General features: G+C 47.3%; 15 protein-coding genes. All 15 read right to left on the bottom strand.

Features of this window, described 5'->3' with window-relative positions; all coding sequences use genetic code 11:
* Positions 1-191: 191 nt before the first annotated feature.
* Positions 192-2,126: a beta-glucoside-specific PTS transporter subunit IIABC gene (locus BLW49_RS19935; protein ID WP_090726455.1), complete on the bottom strand. Its 1,935-nt coding sequence runs from the start codon at positions 2,124-2,126 to the stop codon at positions 192-194.
* Between the two features lie 155 nt (positions 2,127-2,281).
* On the bottom strand, positions 2,282-3,133 hold the full coding sequence (gene licT / locus BLW49_RS19930) for a BglG family transcription antiterminator LicT (protein ID WP_090726451.1): 852 nt from the start codon (positions 3,131-3,133) through the stop codon (positions 2,282-2,284).
* 204 nt (positions 3,134-3,337) lie between these two features.
* A complete protein-coding gene (locus BLW49_RS19925) occupies positions 3,338-4,768 on the bottom strand; it encodes a glycoside hydrolase family 1 protein (RefSeq protein ID WP_090726449.1) in 1,431 nt (476 codons plus the stop codon).
* A 75-nt stretch (positions 4,769-4,843) separates the two neighbouring features.
* Positions 4,844-6,301, bottom strand: coding sequence for a glycoside hydrolase family 1 protein (locus BLW49_RS19920; RefSeq protein ID WP_090726733.1), 1,458 nt, complete (start codon positions 6,299-6,301; stop codon positions 4,844-4,846).
* A 548-nt stretch (positions 6,302-6,849) separates the two neighbouring features.
* Positions 6,850-7,326, bottom strand: coding sequence for a hypothetical protein (locus BLW49_RS19915; RefSeq protein WP_047912796.1), 477 nt, complete (start codon positions 7,324-7,326; stop codon positions 6,850-6,852).
* Positions 7,327-7,689: 363 nt separating this feature from the next.
* The gene (locus BLW49_RS19910; RefSeq protein WP_090726447.1) at positions 7,690-8,121 is read right to left on the bottom strand and encodes an NUDIX hydrolase; all 432 of its coding nucleotides are present in this window, start codon (positions 8,119-8,121) and stop codon (positions 7,690-7,692) included.
* A 181-nt stretch (positions 8,122-8,302) separates the two neighbouring features.
* Positions 8,303-9,463: a hypothetical protein gene (locus BLW49_RS19905; RefSeq protein ID WP_090726446.1), complete on the bottom strand. Its 1,161-nt coding sequence runs from the start codon at positions 9,461-9,463 to the stop codon at positions 8,303-8,305.
* Positions 9,463-10,275: a hypothetical protein gene (locus BLW49_RS19900; protein WP_047912793.1), complete on the bottom strand. Its 813-nt coding sequence runs from the start codon at positions 10,273-10,275 to the stop codon at positions 9,463-9,465. The genes BLW49_RS19905 and BLW49_RS19900 overlap by 1 nt, the downstream gene beginning before the upstream one ends.
* A 3-nt stretch (positions 10,276-10,278) precedes the next feature.
* On the bottom strand, positions 10,279-11,082 hold the full coding sequence (locus BLW49_RS19895; protein ID WP_177178807.1) for a lipase family protein: 804 nt from the start codon (positions 11,080-11,082) through the stop codon (positions 10,279-10,281).
* Between the two features lie 465 nt (positions 11,083-11,547).
* Positions 11,548-12,165: an alpha/beta hydrolase gene (locus BLW49_RS19890; RefSeq protein WP_090726442.1), complete on the bottom strand. Its 618-nt coding sequence runs from the start codon at positions 12,163-12,165 to the stop codon at positions 11,548-11,550.
* Positions 12,162-13,112, bottom strand: a complete 951-nt coding sequence (locus BLW49_RS19885) for a ring-cleaving dioxygenase (RefSeq protein WP_090726440.1) — start codon at positions 13,110-13,112, stop codon at positions 12,162-12,164. Before BLW49_RS19885 ends, BLW49_RS19890 begins: the two co-directional genes overlap by 4 nt.
* A 269-nt stretch (positions 13,113-13,381) precedes the next feature.
* Positions 13,382-14,656: a phosphoribosylamine--glycine ligase gene (gene purD / locus BLW49_RS19880; RefSeq protein WP_090726438.1), complete on the bottom strand. Its 1,275-nt coding sequence runs from the start codon at positions 14,654-14,656 to the stop codon at positions 13,382-13,384.
* A 210-nt stretch (positions 14,657-14,866) separates the two neighbouring features.
* Positions 14,867-16,414: a bifunctional phosphoribosylaminoimidazolecarboxamide formyltransferase/IMP cyclohydrolase gene (gene purH, locus BLW49_RS19875; RefSeq protein WP_090726437.1), complete on the bottom strand. Its 1,548-nt coding sequence runs from the start codon at positions 16,412-16,414 to the stop codon at positions 14,867-14,869.
* 130 nt (positions 16,415-16,544) lie between these two features.
* Positions 16,545-17,171 carry a phosphoribosylglycinamide formyltransferase gene (purN, locus tag BLW49_RS19870; protein WP_047912788.1) on the bottom strand — a complete coding sequence of 209 codons (627 nt, stop codon included), beginning with the start codon at positions 17,169-17,171 and terminating at the stop codon, positions 16,545-16,547.
* Positions 17,171-18,211: a phosphoribosylformylglycinamidine cyclo-ligase gene (purM, locus tag BLW49_RS19865; RefSeq protein WP_047912787.1), complete on the bottom strand. Its 1,041-nt coding sequence runs from the start codon at positions 18,209-18,211 to the stop codon at positions 17,171-17,173. The genes purN and purM overlap by 1 nt, the downstream gene beginning before the upstream one ends.
* Between the last annotated feature and the right edge of the window lie 5 nt (positions 18,212-18,216).

The following is an 18,216-nucleotide window of genomic DNA, read 5'->3' as shown; positions in this document are numbered from 1 at the left end:
GCGTTCGGTTTTTGGCTGAATCGAGCATTCGGTTTTTGGCTGAATCACTCCGGTTGACTTCGTCAAAAGTCGTTCTTCATCCAAAAATCTCACTAAGTAGGGTGTGTAGAAGTAGCCCAGCTGCAATCAGCTGGGCTTTCTTCAAAAATCCTTTTCAAATCTCTCTTCGAGTAACGAAATCACTTTTTTCATTATTTCAGTGCCTTGGCTGTATAGATCAGCTCGGTTTCACGGACGTTTGTTTTTCCTGCGGATTGGATCGCTCCGTATTGGTGCATGTTGGTTACAATGACAGGTGTAATCGTTTCGTAGCCTGCTTTTTCGATCTCTTCCCTGTCGAACTCCATCAGAAGATCACCCACGGATACCCTCGCTCCAGCTTGAACCTTCGGACTAAAGAACTGGCCTTTCAGCTTCACTGTATCGATACCGATATGAATCAGCATTTCCGCTCCGCTGTCACTCACAAGACCAATCGCATGACCGCTCTTGGACAGAGAGAAGACCGTTCCGTTAATCGGAGAGACAACCCGGCCTTCGGATGGCTGAATGGCAAATCCTTGACCCATAATCTCTTCAGAGAACGCAGGGTCATTCACTGCACTCAGCGGTTTGACTTCGCCGGTAATTGGACTGTAAACTTCCTGATCTTCTGCTTTTACTTCTTCCTCATTCACAGACACGGAAGCTGCAGCTCCTTCATCAGCTGTCACAGAAGTTTGTGAAGCATTGGCGCCCTGTGTATTCACTTCTTTAGCTTCCGGAGTCTCCACCGCGATCTCTTCATCAAATCCAAGAATATAAGTGAGGACTGCAGCTGCAGCCGAACCAATTAGAAGACCGATAACAGCATATACGAAAGTTTCACCCAGAATCATGGGAATACCGGACAAACCGGCAAGGCCGCCGACAACATAAGCTTTCGTATGGAACAAGCTCATGAAGGCACCGCCGATGCCTGCCCCGATCAGGGCCGCGATAAACGGTTTTTTATACTTCATGTTGACCCCGTACATCGCGGGCTCCGTAATTCCCATGAAGGCCGTAACACTCGTCGACATTGCGAGTGATTTCGTTTGTTTGTTTTTGGACTTGAGCGATACGCCGAGCGCGCTGCCGGCTTGGGCAAAGTTCGCTACCATCATCATCGGAATCAGGTAATCATAGCCCAATGTTGCGATCGAACCGATCATGATTGGTACAAGTGCATAGTGCATGCCTGTAATAATCAGCAGCGAGAAAGCTCCGCCAATAATAAGTCCGGCAAATAGACCCGTGTTATCGAACAGCCAGGAGAAACCATCCGTCAAGCCATTACCAATAATAACACCCAGTGGACCTACGGCAATAAGCGTCACAGGTACAATGACGAGCAGCGTAACTGTAGGAACAACAATTAGCTTAAGTGATGCATGGGTAACCTTGTCTACGGCTTTCTCAACATAGGAGGCGAGCCACACCGCAATTAGGATCGGGATCACCGATGAAGAATAGGTGGCTGCCACAACAGGAAGTCCGGCAAAGGTTATACTTTCACCTGTTCCTAGCAAGGTGGTTATCGTCGGATGGAGTACAGAAGCCCCGATCGCTGCACCAATGTACATGTTGCTTCCCAGCTTGCGGGCAGTACTAATCCCCAAGATAATCGGCAGGAAGTAGAACGCTCCGTCCCCAATTGCCGACAAGATTTGATACGTCGAACTTGTCTCGGACATCCAGCCCAGTGTGACCAGCAGTGCGACAATCCCTTTGATCATCCCCGCTCCGGTAATCGCCGGAAGAATCGGGGTAAATACGCCGGAAATAAAATCAAACAAAGCACTCAGCGGATTTTTCTTCGTCTTTGTTTCGCTGGATGCATTCGTACCCGCATCGGGTGATTTGCTCATATTGCCGACTAGTGCGTTGTACACTTTAGGTACCTCGTTACCAATGATAACCTGGAACTGACCCCCGTTGATCATAACACCCATGACACCCGGGGTATTTTGGAGTGTCTTCTTATCTGCCTTACTATTGTCATTCAGGTTAAAGCGAAGACGGGTCATACAATGCGTTACTTGATCGATATTTTCTTCACCGCCGACCAGCTTCAATATATCTTTGGACAATTGTTGTTTATCCATGATGAATTGCTCCTTTTAGGAAATGTAATAAGTGAAAAGCTCGTATTGCACTTAGAATAGGAAAGAAAAAAACCTAAACACTGAAACCAAGACAAGATCAACTTATCTGTGATTCAACGTTTAGGTTTTGCCTGTACGACAGTAACAATCCCGTATTATTCGGTTGGCTGTTCGTTTCTGACGATCCGCTCAATATGAATGGTCAGATATAATATTTCTTCCTTTGATAATACCCGTCCATAAATTTTTCGGGTGTAATCGTTAATCTTCATGGCACAAGCGTAAGCATCAGGATATTGCTTGCTGACCAGGTCGTGAAGCGGGTTATCCTCTTCCTTCCCTTCAATCGCGGTCCCTGCTATGACCCGCTGTGCAAAGTATTTCAGATGCGTTAAGAACCGATAGTAACTGAGTGAATCTTCATCCAGCTCAATCACAAAGCTTCGTCTTACAATGTTTAGAATATCCTTGACGATATTCGTAATGCTGATCGTTTCCCTCATCTCGCCGTTCATCTGGGCATTTACAAGATGCATTGCGATGAATGCGCATTCGTCTTCCGGCAGGAGAACGCCGAGCGTTTCTTCAATAATATTCAGCGCCTTCTGACCAATGGCAAACTCCTTGCGGTACATCCGTTTGATCTCCCACAGCAGTGCGTTCCGCAGCTGCATGCCCTGCCGATGACGGTCTATGGCAAAATGAATATGATCCGTCAGCGAGATGTAGATGCTCTCATGAAGCTTCTCGCCAAGTACTGTTTCCGCATAACGGATAATCTCATCCGAGCATTCCACATATTCCGCAGGAATATCGGACAGAAGCGTTTTCAGTTTCTGTGATACTTCCTTGCTTTCAAGTGAGAATACCTTTTCAATAAGAGATTCATCAATCGAGTCTCCTGTGTGTTTCTTAAAGGCGATCCCCCGCCCCATAACAACCTGCTCATTACCACTTGAATCGATGACCGTCACAACATTGTTGTTCAGCACCTTCGCTATTTTCATCTGTTCACATCACCTTGTACTGGCAAAAAATTAAAGGCAAAACCAAAGCAGAGCATTGTTGCAGCCCCGCCTCTGGTTTTGCCTGATTTAACAGTAACAATCCAGTAATATATTAGCTATAGGCCTATCTTACCATATCAGCAGCCAAATGACAACGGTTTTATGAAAGCGTTTAACATTCCCGAAGGTGCCACTATTCGGTAATTACTTTTCGGCAGCCGGATCTGTAAGACTCGCTCCATTTGTACCAATAACTTCTTTATACCAATCAAATGATTTCTTCTTATACCGTTCGAGACTGCCTGTACCGTCATTGTTGCGGTCTACATAGATGAAGCCATAACGTTTCTTCATCTCGGCAGTAGATGCGCTCACCAGATCAATACATCCCCAGGAGGTGAAGCCCATGACCTCGACCCCATCCTCAATCGCTTTACCGACTTCAACAAGATGATCGTTCAAATACTGGATTCGATAATCGTCAATCACGGTCTTATTCCCCTGCTCGTCCGTAACAAGCTCATCAATAGCCCCAAGTCCATTCTCAACAATGAACAATGGCTTCTGATAACGGTCATAATATTTGTTCAGTGTAACCCGAAGACCTTGAGGATCGATCTGCCATCCCCATTCGCTTGCTTTCAGATAAGGGTTTTGCACACCTGCGAACAAATTGCCTTTACCTTCATTCCGCTTGTCCGGATCGGCTGTTTCGCAAATGCTCACATAATAACTGAAGGATATGAAATCCACCGTGTGCTTCAAAATTTCAGCATCGCCATCTTCAAACTGAATGCTGATATTGTTCTCCTTGAAATAACGATTGATATATTTAGGATAATAGCCACGGGCATGCACATCGGCGAACAGATCATTTCTTTGCTCTGCATGCATCGCTTTAACCACATCATCCGGGTTCGGCGTGAGCGGATAAGTCGGCATACTGAGCACCATGCAGCCGATTTTGGCCTCTGGCATCATCTCATGTCCGATCTTCACGGCTAAGGCACTGGCTACCAGCTCATGATGGATCGCCTGATACAAATCCTGCTTGGAGAGCTGCTCCTTCGGAGTAAAGATGCCTCCGCTCATAAATGGCTCCTCCAGAATAGAGTTGATCTCGTTAAAGGTGAGCCAGTATTTCACTTTTCCTTTGTAGCGGGCAAACAGTGTTCTAACATAGCGTTCATAGAATCCAATCATTTGGCGGTTAACCCAGCCGTTATATGTCTTGGACAGGTGCAGCGGCGTCTCATAATGAGAGATGGTGACCAGCGGCTCAATACCATACTTCAAGCACTCGTCAAACAATTCATCATAGAACTGCAGGCCTTTTTCATTCGGCTCAAGCTCATCTCCTTGCGGGAAAATACGCGACCAGGCAATGGATGTGCGGAATACCTTGAAGCCCATTTCAGCGAACAGCTTGATGTCCTCTTTGTATCGGTTATAAAAATCAATCCCTACGAGCTTCAAGTTATCTGAAGTCGGTTCTTCCGTTCTCGGCGCTGATATACCCTTTGGCAGCACGTCTTGTACAGATAGTCCTTTACCATCTTGATTATAGGCCCCTTCCAGCTGGTTGGCCGCTACAGCACCGCCCCATAGAAAGTCTTTCGGAAATGGAGTTGTCATATTTATTCAATCCTCTCTCGATTGTTATATCCTGCACAGAAGCCGGGCTGTTCATTCTATCACCCGAAATCTTCTTTAGAGCACTTCGCCGTTAGTAGCGATAACGTTCTTGAACCATTCAAAGGAATCCTTTTTCGAGCGTTCGAGTGTACCGTTGCCTGCATCATCCAGATCGACATAAATAAAGCCATAGCGCTTGGACATTTCAGATGTAGACATGCTGACCAGATCAATCGGCCCCCAGCTTGTGAAGCCCATCAGATCTACTCCATCCTTAATTGCTTCATTCATCTGCTCGATATGCTTTCTGAGGTAATCTATCCGGTACGTATCATGAATGGAGCCGTCCTCTTCGACCTTGTCATATGCGCCAAGTCCATTTTCCACGATAAAGAGCGGTTTATTGTAACGATCCCATAGATTGTTGAGTGTAACTCGAAGCCCGATCGGATCGATCTCCCAGCCCCAGTCGGAAGCCTCAAGATAAGGATTCTTCACGCCGCCGGCAAGATTTCCGGCTGTCTCTTCCTGGTCTGCAGAAGCGGATTTCGTCACACTCATGTAGTAACTAAAGGAAATGAAATCCACTGTATTGTTGAGCAGGATTTCATCATCGCCCGGCTGGCGCTCGATAACCACGTTATTCTCCTCAAAGTGACGAGCCATGTAATTTGGATACTTACCACGAGCATGGACATCAGTAAAGAACAGGTTGATTTGATTCTCCTGCTGAGCAAGTCTTACATCCTCTGGATTGCAGGTCTTCGGATAGGTCTCCATACGAGCCAGCATGCAGCCTACTTGGGAGCCAGGAATAATCTCATGGGCCAGCTTCGTCACCAAGGCACTCGCCACAAACTGATGATGCAGCGCTTGGAAGGCCGTTTGGAGCTTGTTATCCACCTTGTCCGCCAGAATACCGCCGCCCGTATATGGGCTGATCAGCATGACATTAATCTCGTTAAACGTCAGCCAGTATTTCACCTTATCTTTATAGCGCTTGAATACCGTTTCCGCATATCTCACATAATGGTCGATGACTTCACGTCCGGCCCATCCGTTATATTTTTGCGTCAGACCCAGCGGTGTTTCATAATGGGACAGCGTTACGAGCGGCTCAATGCCGTATTTATGCAGCTCATCAAACACCTCATCATAAAATTTCAGCCCTTCCTCGTTCGGTACTTCATCATAGCCATTCGGGAAAATACGGGCCCAGTGAATAGACATCCGGAATACCTTGAAGCCCATTTCAGCAAACAGTGCGATGTCTTCTTTGAAACGGTGATAGAAGTCAATTCCATGACGCTTGGGAAAACGCTCTTCAATCTCTCCAGCGAGGATCTGTTCTATTCGGTCCGAAGTAATATCCATGGCATGGCCACCTTTACGAAGCTCCTTAGGAACATGGGCAATCATGTCTGCGGTGGAGAGACCTTTGCCACCTAGGTTATAACCTCCTTCAAGCTGGTTCGCTGCGGTTGCTCCGCCCCATAAGAAATTTTCCGGAAATCCTTTTTTGGCTAATGTCATCATTAACAACCTCTCTTCTATGTGATATAAATATAGAAATTTCGAAATATAGATAAAAAATTCAATTTAGGACATGAATAGTACACAGGCTTGATTGTTTTCGTAGACAGACTCCCGAATACGCCGGCTGTCATCCGAGGTCAGAAAACAAAAAAAACCTAAACTCAAGGTAAAAGCACACTCCGCCAAGGAGCCTGTCATTTCACCATCAGTTTAGGTTTTGCCTGTCATAAGCAGTAACAATCCATTAAACGATGCTTCTAAAATATGTGGTTGTCATGTAATGTAAGCGTAACACAGTGCAAATATAAAATCAACTTGGTCACTGAGATGCCATCAATTGTTGCTGTGCCTATAGCTGTCATTATCTACTTTACTCCGAATGTATACTGACCAAGCTATCATTTAGATCATCAAAAGAGCAGACAAGCATTCGTTTCAAGCCATAGGCACAGCTTGGGCATCAGGTTATTAACAGCCCCTCCCTCAGGAGAGATTTCATAAGAATAAATCCGTCATTTCTCCTCAGGATCCTATTTGCTTCTCTTTCAGAGTTCTTGACATGACTCGGCTGACTGGGCTGGATCACAGCTCAAGTCCTCTTTGAGCACAAGGTAATAATGCCAAACATTGTCCTCCGGACCGTTTATTATTCTGCGGTATACCTTAGATGGAGGATAGATCTCATGAGGATAGTCTTCTCCGTTAATCACCTTGCTCACGACAAGAGCAATCGTATCCTCCGATACACTGCTTTGCTGCCATTCTCCCCCCAAGTGTTTGATGATCGTTTCTCCCAAATAACCGCCCCAAGCCTTGGACATCTGAATCTTCTCGTGTTCTGAAGGGCCCCTTCTAAATATCTTTCTCACACCTCGGGGCAATTCTTCATGATAGCGTTGTAATATCCCTTCCAGGCTCTTGATGCTATCTTCACTGTAATCAAGCTTCTGACCCAGCTTCTCAGCTAACTCAACAGCGTCTTCAGCATAAGCCTTCATCATGTCTGCTACGGTCGGCTTCATTTCGTCTCTTCATCCTCTGCCTTATAATATGTTCCAGCCTATTCAATGCTTGACCACAGCTTGAAGATCGGCTATATCATTAGACGTTAGAGTGAATTAGAAGTTCTGTTATAATCTATAGTTTCTAATTACGGGGTTTCCAGAAGGTAAGCCCCTCCTGAACATGCTGTCCACACCACACCTTGAGCTCTCGCAGCGTCCTGACCCCATAATCCACGACGGCTTCATAGATTCGGACCGACCTAGTATCTGATTTGCTGCTCTTAAATTGTCCTGTGCTTGTGCAAAGACACTCATTGTAATCCCGTCTCCTCCAAAGAATCTAATCTATTCTAGATTTAAATCATCTGTTCCTCAAGCCGCCTAAGCCGTTCCTTCGTCTACGTATGTAATTCCTGCTTGCCTTGCAGCTATCTCCTTAAGTCCTCCTTTATAAGAAGGCAATGGCATTAGCTGCTCCGCAGTGTCAATATCAATCCAGGCAATATCCCCAATCTCCTCGGGTGATGTGATTTGCTGTTCTCCTTCGATCACTTCACCGAGAAAAGTAAAGAACAGAACATGCTCGCCGCGTTTTTCAATAATGCACTCACTTACCCCGACAAGCTCTCCTACTTGTATGAAAAGGCCTGTTTCTTCTCTTGCCTCTCTAACTGCAGCTTGCTCCAATGTTTCATTCGCTTCTACCGCCCCGCCGGGCAGTGACCAGCGTCCGTTATCCATGTTTTGAACCATGAGCACCTTAGAGCAGGTATCATCCATAATTAAGGAGTAGACTACATTCCTTCTTTGCATCTCTAATTCCTCTTCCTATAAATAACTTGGAATACACCCTTATTGTAAATGTAAACCAAACTAGGAACAAGTGTTCCTTTTATTAAAAAAGTAAAACACCCTTCTCAATATTGAAGAAGAGTGTCTTTAACTCTAGATAATATAAACATCCAATGATGGCTTTGATAATCAAATTACGCAATTACAGCGTACCGAGCTCAGACCAAGGCATGCTAAACGATTGATTAGCCTGACCCTTGAAGATTATTGAATTGCTGTTTGGATCTGCCGTAATGTCTACGATGTATCTAGCCCCGATCTTATCCCATCGCTTCACCAGATGTCCGCTTGGATCGAACGCCACGACTGCCATTCCTACCCGATTATCTATATAGCTCAGCGGCCAGTAGGTATAACCGTCCGATTTAATGATCGGATATATCGCATTCGGTTGAAGCGTATCTGGAGAAGCCAAGCATGTCGGCTTCAAATCCGATGGAATAGCAGGCAGTGTACTTTCAGGGGCTTTGGCTATCAAGAAGACCTTATGAGGCCCAGGAGATTCCGAAGGTACTTCGTCTTCTGCTGTCCATGATCCACGCTGCTGATCGAGCTGATTCAGCTCAGCAATGACGTTCTGCAGTGTCACAGCATCGGCCTGAGCCAGAGCCGGCTCCACTGTTTTTTGCACAATATTGCGCACAACTGCATCACTGATCTCAATATTGCTCTGCTGAAGAGAATCCAGAGCCCGCTGAATGCTCTTCATGGACTCCACCATGATGATGGCTTTATCGAGAGAGAGCTTCAATGAACCGCGCACTTGATCCATCTGATGTATACCATGCCGCAGCTTGCTTCGTAGGATGGCCCCTTCGATCGCATCAATGGCTAGCCCGATACCTACAACGACAACCGCCGCAATGACTCCAGCAATGAGTCCGCCTGCAAGTGTTCCGACAGCAATCTCGACACCGAGAACAGAGCCAAGCACCGTTGCAGCCGTCTCCGCTGCCATGATGCCCGAATCGACCAACATGGCGGTTACTCCTGGAGCAAGATATTGCACGGTGATAAGAAAGCTCGCTACATCCACTAAAATATTGGTGATCCCTACAGCTGTATCGCCTGTTGAGACATCATGAACCGCTCCGCTTGCCTGCAGGATATCGAAGCTCGTAATATCGGGAACAGTCAGACCATGCTGCGTATACAAATCTGCTATCTTTGCATTAATCTCCTGGTTAAGCAGCGTAAATTCGGCATAGTTATTTTTTAACTGATTCAAGAAGTTCTGTGTATCCGAAGATAGCTCAATGAGTCTCGCCTGCCGCTTCTCATTGTCCGGAAAAAAGATCGACATTAATTCGTATCCTCATTTGTCCAGGATTTGCGGTCAGTGTCCAGTCCGCTCAGTTCAGCGTTGACTACATCAAGCGTAATAGCCTGTGCTTTTTGCACACTTGGCAGCACGTCTTTCGTAATCAGATTGGTGATGATCTGTTCATTCAGCTCGATGCCTGCACCCGTAATTGCATCCAGCGTCGTCTTCACGGATTGAATGGAGTTTTTCAGCTCTTTGGTCTGATCAAGTGACATTTTTGCCGTTTGTCTCATCGGGTAAATCTGATGCAGCCCTGTTCTTAATTTGTTTTTGGCAATGGAGCCTTCGATCGCATCGATACCCAGATCAATTCCAGCAACGGCAACGCCTCCGGCGATCCCCCCCAGGATGCTCCCTGCCAGGTCTCCCGCAGTAATCTCTACTTCTCTGTCGATGAGTGGTACCGTAAATTTGGTCAAGACCTTAGCGGCCGTTTCCTCTGTCATAAGCCCTGCTCTGACCAGCATCTTGGTAGCCGCTGGAGCTAGATATTTAACCGAACCGATGAACCCGGCTACATCAACAATGACTTCTGCAATCGCAACAACCGTCTCCTCCGTGTTAATATCCGTAGAAGGATCTGCCTGCTTGATGACATTAATCTGGCTGATATCCGGCTGCTTCAATCCGGCTTCCTGATACACACTTACGATTTGAGCATTGACTTGAGTACACAGAGCTTTAAAATCGTTATAATTCGCTGTTGCATCATACAAGAAATTTTCAGTGTCCGTAGCGAGTTCAATCAATCTTCTCTTTCTATTGTCGTTGTCTGGATAAAAAATTGGCATAACCTATCCCACCTTCTCATTATTTGAGTTTGAATCATTAGTCTGTTGCTGAGAAATACACATTAAGTACGTATCCATCTTGTGGTACTCGGCCAGTCCTCGCCCGCTCCCAGGAATATCTAAGGAGTTTACCTGGATGCCGACTTCCGGCTGAGCGAATCCAAGCTCACTAGCAGGAAGCTTTGGCACAATATCCGGCGCATTATAGATACGCCATGTACTGGGGACCAACTTCTCATAGGCGGACGTAAAAGTCCGATCTCCGACCATGGGAGAACCAAAGGTGTATACCTCTGTCTCCATCCCGCAAAAGGCGGCCGCATACGCCGTCAGTACAGTCAATGCTCCACCGAGGCTATGCCCCGCAACAGTCAGGCTGCTTGCTTGGAGATTCTGGGTATACTCTGTCATGAGCAGGGATTTGTCTCCTTCAAGCAGGTGAACCTTAAGGGAGCGGTACATTCTGGCGAACCCTTCTTCCACCTTGCCAACGCCTCCAGGTTCCGTGTAGGACAGCAGGAAGAATTCAAAATCATCAATCCACTCCAGGTCTGTCTCCGTTCCCCGATACACGATTCCCTTACGGGAAGGGTCGGTCAAGGATTCCATAACACAGCCAACCCATTCTTCGGAATGCCATTTGAATAGAGAAGGCTCAATTGAAATCCCCGCGATGATCTTCCAGTTCGGCAGTTCAATCTCGAGGAGTGCGTTCGCATCACTGACTGTTCGATCTGCACTGTAGACGGACTTGATGAAGCCTCCCCATCGCATTGCCTCGTCATGCTTAAACACCGAGCTACTCATATCCGGGATCTCCAAAATGAACCTCAATGCTCTGAATAACAATGACAGGATTGAACTGAATGAGCATCCGTATAATCTCCATCCTTTCTGATTTAGGATAACTTCTTGACATTTCATATCTTACAGACCCGCGTTAAATTTACGTTCAAGCCAATCTAAAGAATCGTTAAAGAAACGCTAAAGATACATAAAAAAACACCGTCTATACATAGACGATGTTCTATAACAAATATGAAGTTGATCATCTTCACATCATTGGTGCTTGTTATTGATCCAGTGCATTCAGTTTGCCAATGAGATCTTCGAGCTGTTCCTCGGAAGAGTGATTTTACGAGAATCTTCAATAAGTGGACAGGAATAACCCCGCTTCTATACCGCAAAAAAACGGGGATACGCGAGTAGTCACAATGATCGTGACTGACTCCGTATTCCCCGTTTAACACCATCATTTATTTGATTAATATTTTAAGCTTTGAATTGAACCTTGAACCAGGCAGCGGCAGCAATGACTTCATTACGGCTCAGCTGGTGACCGTTATTCTCCCAATGCATCTTCACGTCGGCACCGGCGCCGGTAAGGAGCTCTTCAAGCTCTTCCGATTCCTGCGGAGCGCACATCGGGTCGTTTTTTCCTGCGGCAATAAATACCGGAGCACCTGCCAAATCCGGAAGCACAACGTCCCGAAGAGGTACCATGGGATGGTGAAGTATCGCCCCACGCAGCGAATCCGCGTAATGGAACAACAGGCTGCCTGCAATATTGGCACCGTTAGAGTAGCCGATGGCCACGATATTGCGGCGGTCAAAGCCGTACTGCTCTGCCGCTTCATCCAGGAATTCATGCAGCTCTCGTGTACGGAAGATCAGATCCTCTATATCAAATACCCCTTCAGCCAGACGGCGGAAAAATCGGGGCATTCCGTGTTCGCTTACGTTTCCTCTCACCCCAAGTACATTGGACTCTGGAGATACCAGCTCTGCAAGCGGAAGAAGATCGGTTTCTGTTCCTCCTGTGCCGTGGAGCAATAGGATCGTTGGTGCTGAGGGGTTGCTGCCTTCACGATAGATATGCTTCATCTTCATACTTTAGTTCCTCCTTCAATATTACGGACAATGACGTCCGGCAAATTTGCTTCGATTGCTTCACGGTGAGGCTCATACCAGGATGGAAGCATGATCTTCTCACCCAGTTTATCAGGTGTTTCATCATTTGCGAACCCAGGAGGATCTGTGGCGATCTCAAACAGGATGCCGCCCGGTTCTCTGAGATATACAGCGTTAAAATATTGACGGTCAATGATGCCTGTTGGATGAAGTCCAGCCTCTACGGCCATGTTCCGCCAAGCTTCATGCTCTTCGAAATCTTTGGCACGCCAGGCAATATGATGGACTGTCCCAGAGCCGCCGCGTCCAGGAGCCATTTTCACTTTATTGATATCAATAATATTACCCAAATTTCCTGTTCCTTCGAAACGAACCCATCCTTCCTCTTCAGCTACTTTCGTCAGCCCAAGGAAATATTCGAGCACCCGGATCGTTTGCTCCGGAGCCAGACTGAACAATACAGAACCGCCAAAGCCTTTGATCGCTTTATCTGACGGAACCCCATTGAAGGACCAGGTATTCAAATCCCCCGCCTCACGTTCAACGAGCTCAAGGACAAGTCCTGCGTTATCCAGAAACCGAATATAGCTCTCGCCAAAACGATGCTTTTCTTCAAAACGGATATCAAATGAAGTCAGTCTTTCCTTCCAGAAATCCATGCTGCCCGGTGGAATTGCATATACGGTTACTCCCGTTTGCCCGCCTCCGACAGCACCTTTGCGTGCACCAGCCTGCGGGAAGAAGGTGATGATTGTACCCGGACTTCCTTTCTCATCTCCGAAATAGAAGTGATATACTTCCGGTGCATCGAAGTTAATGGTCTTCTTCACCAGGCGAAGTCCGAGCACACCGGCATAAAAATCGACATTGCGCTGAGCATCGCTCACAAAAGCGGTAATATGGTGAATCCCTGCAGTTTGTAACATGTTAATTTCCTCCACTCCATTAATGAATTTTGGTATATACATTTCCAATCTATATCTGAGCTGCTAAGCTTTGTAAAACATTTCAAATTATAATATCTTAAATTTAAGATAATTTCTATGTCCTTATCATAAACCCTCCACAACGAATTTGCAAGAGGATATTTCCTATTGTTTTCCAACACAAAAAAACGGCCTCTTTGTATGATGAACAATAATGAAGTTCTGCATACAAAAAAGCCGTTATGGTTTAGTTATTCCTGTGCTGAAACTTATACCAGTGCTTTGGCCGCAATATCGGTCCGCTGATGCTTTCCTTCGAAATCAATGCCTTCCGCTGCTGCATAGGCTACCGCTCTCGCTTCTTTAATAGTGGCACCACGTCCGACGATACCCAGTACGCGTCCACCGTTGGTTACCCATTCTCCCGCCTCGTTCTTCGCCGTTCCCGCATGGAATACAAGCGCAGACTCCCCGCTTGATACCTCATCCAGTCCTGAAATAACAATTCCTTTAGGGTAAGAAGCCGGGTAGCCGCCCGATGCCTGGACGACACACACGGCAGCTTCTTCACTCCACTCGATGTCGATATCTGCCAGCGTTCCGTTGACGGCGGCCAGGAAGATCTCGAGCAGATCGGTCTTCAGCCTAGGGAGCACGACTTGCGTTTCCGGATCTCCAAAACGTGCATTGAACTCTATTGTCTTTGGTGTTCCATCGGGAGATATCATCAGCCCGGCAAACAGCACTCCACGGAATGGACGTCCTTCTTCTACCATTGCCTTTGCGGTAGGAATGACTATGGATTCTATGGCCTTGTCAATAATGGCTTGATCAATATGAGGAAGCGGAGAATAGGTTCCCATTCCGCCTGTATTCGGCCCTTTATCTCCATCATACACCGGCTTGTGATCCTGTGCTGCCGGCATGCAGCGTACCGTTTCTCCATCCACAAATGCAAGAATGGACATTTCCTGCCCTTCCAGAAACTCTTCAATAACGACTTGAGTACCGGCATCACCAAATACCTTGTCCAGCATTATACTGCGAAGCGCCTCTTCGGCTTCTTCCATCGTATAAGCTACGGTTACCCCTTTGCCCGCAGCAAGTCCATCGGCTTTGATGACGATTGGAGCCGTGCGTGAGCGCAAATAAGCGAGTGCCTGTTCATAGTCACCAAACTTCTCGTAGGCTGCCGTAGGAATGTTGTATTTCCGAAGCAGATCCTTCATGAACGTTTTGCTGCCTTCGATTTCTGCTGCATTTTTGCGTGGTCCGAATACAGGAATGTCCTTCGCTTCGAATGCATCCACAATTCCGCCGGCCAACGGATCATCCGGTCCAACGACGACCAATCCGATTTCTTTTTCCAGCGCAAAAGCGGTCAACTGTTCGAACTCGCTCACTGCAATCGGCACACACTCCGCAATCTGACCGATTCCTGCATTTCCCGGTGCACAGTAGATCTTGTCAGCCTTTTCCGATTTCGACAAAGCCCATACGATGGCATGCTCGCGGCCGCCGCCGCCAATAACGAGAATATCCATAGGTTAGGTTCCTCCTTAATATCATCCTATAAAAAAAGCTTCTATCTAGTGTAAAGCTGAGGACCGGCGACAAGTTATCGCTAAGCCCTCAGCTTCTTTTTCTGGGTAAAGATAAGGATCTGATCACGCTCCGCTTGTCCGTTCAAATCCCCTTTTTGATCTTTTGTGCGGATAACGCTCGAATCCTCTATTCAATTGTTTATCTATTGATTAGTGTTTGAAATGACGTACGCCCGTGAAGACCATGGCAATGCCATGCTCATTCGCAGCCTTGATGGATTCCTCGTCTTTGATCGATCCGCCAGGCTGGATGATGGCTGTAATGCCGTGTTTTGCAGCAAGTTCAACCGTATCGCCCATCGGGAAGAATGCATCAGATGCAAGTGCCGCCCCTTTGGCTTTGTCTCCCGCTTGCTCAAGCGCAATCTTGGCTGCACCGACGCGGTTCATCTGACCAGCGCCTACACCCACCGTCATATCATCGGCTGCAAGCACGATCGCATTGGATTTCACATGCTTAACGACTTTCCAGCCAAAGAGCAGCTGCTTCATTTCTTCGGCAGAAGGTGCACGATCCGTTACAACTTGAAGATCACCTTCATCGATGGAGTGAATGTCACTTTGCTGCACGACCATACCCCCGTCAATGGAAGTGACAACAAACTGGCTTGTACGCTCCTTCGCAGAGCCAAGCTCACCCATTTTCAGCAAGCGGATATTTTTCTTTTTGGTCAAGATTTCCAGTGCTTCCGGTGTAAAGTCCGGAGCAAGGACGATCTCAAGGAAAATTTCACTGAGCTTTACAGCTGTATCACGGTCAATTGTCCGGTTAGCTGCAACAATGCCGCCAAAGATCGAAGTTGGATCTGCATTGTAGGCTTTCATGTAGGCTTCATAGATATTCTCACCTGTACCTACGCCGCAAGGATTCATGTGCTTAACTGCGACTACAGCCGGCGCATCAAATTCCTTCACGATCTGCAGTGCTGCGTTCGCATCGTTGATATTGTTGTAGGACAGCTCTTTACCATGCAATTGCTCTGCAGTAGTGAGTGTCCCGTTCGGTGCAAGCGGTTTGCGGTAGAAGGCAGCCTGCTGATGCGGGTTCTCCCCATAGCGCAGATCCTGGATTTTTTCATAAGTCACGGTGTAGCGCTCTGGTAGTGGATCTCCGTTGACATTAGACAGATAATCAGAAATAAGGGCATCATAAGCCGCCGTGTGACGGAAAACTTTTGCCGCAAGCTGTTTACGAGTTTCAAGAGTCGTATCACCGCTCTCACGAACTTCAGCAAGCACCTGCTCATAGTCAGCTGCATCGACAACCACACTGACAAAAGCATGGTTCTTGGCTGCAGAACGAAGCATAGTCGGACCACCGATGTCGATATTTTCGATCGCGTCCTCATAAGAAACGCCCGGCTTCGCAATGGTCTCTTGGAATGGATACAAATTAACGACAACGAGGTCAATGTAATCCAGACCCAGATCTTTCATTTGCTGCTGATGCTCAGCATTGTCTCTAACTGCCAGCAGTCCGCTGTGCACCGCAGGATGCAGTGTCTTGACGCGTCCATCCATAATTTCAGGAAAACCGGTTACGTCCGATATCCCGATCACAGGAACGCCTTCGTTCGACAGCAGGCTGCTTGTTCCTCCTGTCGAGATAATTTCCACACCCAAATTAGACAGCTCACGGCAAAAATCCACGATACCCGTTTTATCCGAAACGCTAACCAGCGCTCTTTTAATACCCACGATTAAGATCCTCCTCTTGTTCATCCCATTTTGGTGCTAAAAATTGTTGTTTTATTTCCCGAGAAATATCATATCTTGCAGCGAACAAATGAGTAATATCGCAAAATGTTACTTTTCCGAGTCCAGCCTCTTACTTTCTGACATCATTCTCCGCAATCGTAACTTTGCGTCCATCCAGCGTGACAAGCCCTTTGGTGAACCAAGATACGACCTCTGGATACAGCTCACGTTCCAATTCATGAATCGAAGCAGCAAGTGTCTCTGTTGTATCCTCCGGTGAAACCGTAATGGCTCTCTGGGCTATAATAGCTCCTGTGTCCATTCCTCCGTCCACAAAGTGCACCGTAATCCCCGTCATCTTTACTCCGTAATCCAGAGCTTGTCCAATGGCATCCTTACCCGGAAACGCGGGCAGCAGGGAAGGATGAATGTTAATCAGCCTGCCTGCATAACGGTCAACGACAACAGAGGTTAAGAGCCGCATATAACCGGCAAGGACTACAAGATCAATCTCGCGCTCCTCCAGCTTGGCGACAATCTCCTGCTCGTAGGCTTCTCTTGAAGCATACTCTTTAGGCTTAAACACATGGCATTCAATTCCAGCGGCTTCCGCCTTCTCCACTACTGGAGCCTGTGGTCGATCACTGACTAACAGCTCAATCGTTGCATCCAGCTTACCGCTCGCTGCAGCATCCACCAATGCCTGAAAATTGCTGCCCTGTCCCGAAGCAAACACGGCAATGCGATAGCCAGGCATTAGACTTCCACTCCTGTAAAGGTCACGATTCCGCTGCCTTCGGTCACACGGCCGATGGTGTAAGCTTCCTCACCATTCGCACGAAGGACTGCGAGTGTGTTCTCCGCATCCGCTTCACTGACAACAAGGACAAGACCAATTCCCATATTGAAGGTTGTGAACATATCGCGATTAGAGATGCTGCCTTTGTCCTGCATCAGCTTGAAGATCGGCAGAACCGGCCAAGAGCCATGATCGATGTCCACGTTCACGCCTTCAGGAAGCATCCGCGGAATGTTCTCGATGAATCCACCGCCTGTAATATGCGCCATGCCTTTTACTTTCACTTCATCCAGAAGTGCGAGGACTGGCTTCACATATATCTTGGTCGGCGTAAGCAGCGTACCGCCCAGTGTTCCGCCAAGCTCTGCAATCTCATCCTGCAAGCTGTATCCCGACTGCTCCAGCAGCAATTTGCGAACCAGAGAGAAGCCGTTGCTGTGCACGCCGCTGGAAGCAAGACCGATCACCGTGTCGCCAGGTGCAATCGTGCTGCCGTTAATGATCTTCGTTTTGTCCACGACCCCTACCGTAAAGCCGGCAATATCGTATTCCCCTTCACTGTACATGCCTGGCATTTCGGCTGTTTCTCCGCCGATCAACGCAGCTCCAGCCTGATGACATCCCTCAGCAATACCGGCTACAATCGCTTCGATCTTGTCAGGTACGACCTTGTCACATGCCAGATAGTCGAGGAAGAACAATGGTTCTGCACCTTGTACGACAATGTCGTTCACACACATGGCCACTGCATCAATGCCGATCGTATCATGCTGATCCATCGCAAATGCAATCTTCAGCTTCGTTCCGACACCATCTGTGCCAGACACGAGTACGGGCTCATCGTATTTATCCTTGTTCAATCCGAACAAGGCACCGAATCCGCCAAGATCGGTCATAACTTCAGGGCGAAATGTACGTTTTACGTGTTTCTTCATTTTCTCAACCGCTTCGTTGCCTGCCGCGATATCGACGCCTGCATTTTTGTATGCTTCTGACAACTTGG

Source organism: Paenibacillus sp. PDC88 (assembly GCF_900106725.1).
GTDB lineage: Bacteria > Bacillota > Bacilli > Paenibacillales > Paenibacillaceae > Paenibacillus > Paenibacillus shunpengii.
The sequence above is the reverse complement of the archived record's forward strand: the minus strand, read 5'-3'. Positions and strand labels throughout refer to the sequence as shown.

Coding starts and splice junctions, on each gene's coding strand:
- BLW49_RS19935 (WP_090726455.1), bottom strand. CDS start 2,126: ATGGATAAACAACAATTGTCCAAAGATATATTGAAGCTGGTCGGCGGT.
- licT (WP_090726451.1), bottom strand. CDS start 3,133: ATGAAAATAGCGAAGGTGCTGAACAACAATGTTGTGACGGTCATCGAT.
- BLW49_RS19925 (WP_090726449.1), bottom strand. CDS start 4,768: ATGACAACTCCATTTCCGAAAGACTTTCTATGGGGCGGTGCTGTAGCG.
- BLW49_RS19920 (WP_090726733.1), bottom strand. CDS start 6,301: ATGACATTAGCCAAAAAAGGATTTCCGGAAAATTTCTTATGGGGCGGA.
- BLW49_RS19915 (WP_047912796.1), bottom strand. CDS start 7,326: ATGAAGCCGACCGTAGCAGACATGATGAAGGCTTATGCTGAAGACGCT.
- BLW49_RS19910 (WP_090726447.1), bottom strand. CDS start 8,121: ATGCAAAGAAGGAATGTAGTCTACTCCTTAATTATGGATGATACCTGC.
- BLW49_RS19905 (WP_090726446.1), bottom strand. CDS start 9,463: ATGTCGATCTTTTTTCCGGACAATGAGAAGCGGCAGGCGAGACTCATT.
- BLW49_RS19900 (WP_047912793.1), bottom strand. CDS start 10,275: ATGCCAATTTTTTATCCAGACAACGACAATAGAAAGAGAAGATTGATT.
- BLW49_RS19895 (WP_177178807.1), bottom strand. CDS start 11,082: ATGAGTAGCTCGGTGTTTAAGCATGACGAGGCAATGCGATGGGGAGGC.
- BLW49_RS19890 (WP_090726442.1), bottom strand. CDS start 12,165: ATGAAGATGAAGCATATCTATCGTGAAGGCAGCAACCCCTCAGCACCA.
- BLW49_RS19885 (WP_090726440.1), bottom strand. CDS start 13,112: ATGTTACAAACTGCAGGGATTCACCATATTACCGCTTTTGTGAGCGAT.
- purD (WP_090726438.1), bottom strand. CDS start 14,656: ATGGATATTCTCGTTATTGGCGGCGGCGGCCGCGAGCATGCCATCGTA.
- purN (WP_047912788.1), bottom strand. CDS start 17,171: ATGCCTGGCTATCGCATTGCCGTGTTTGCTTCGGGACAGGGCAGCAAT.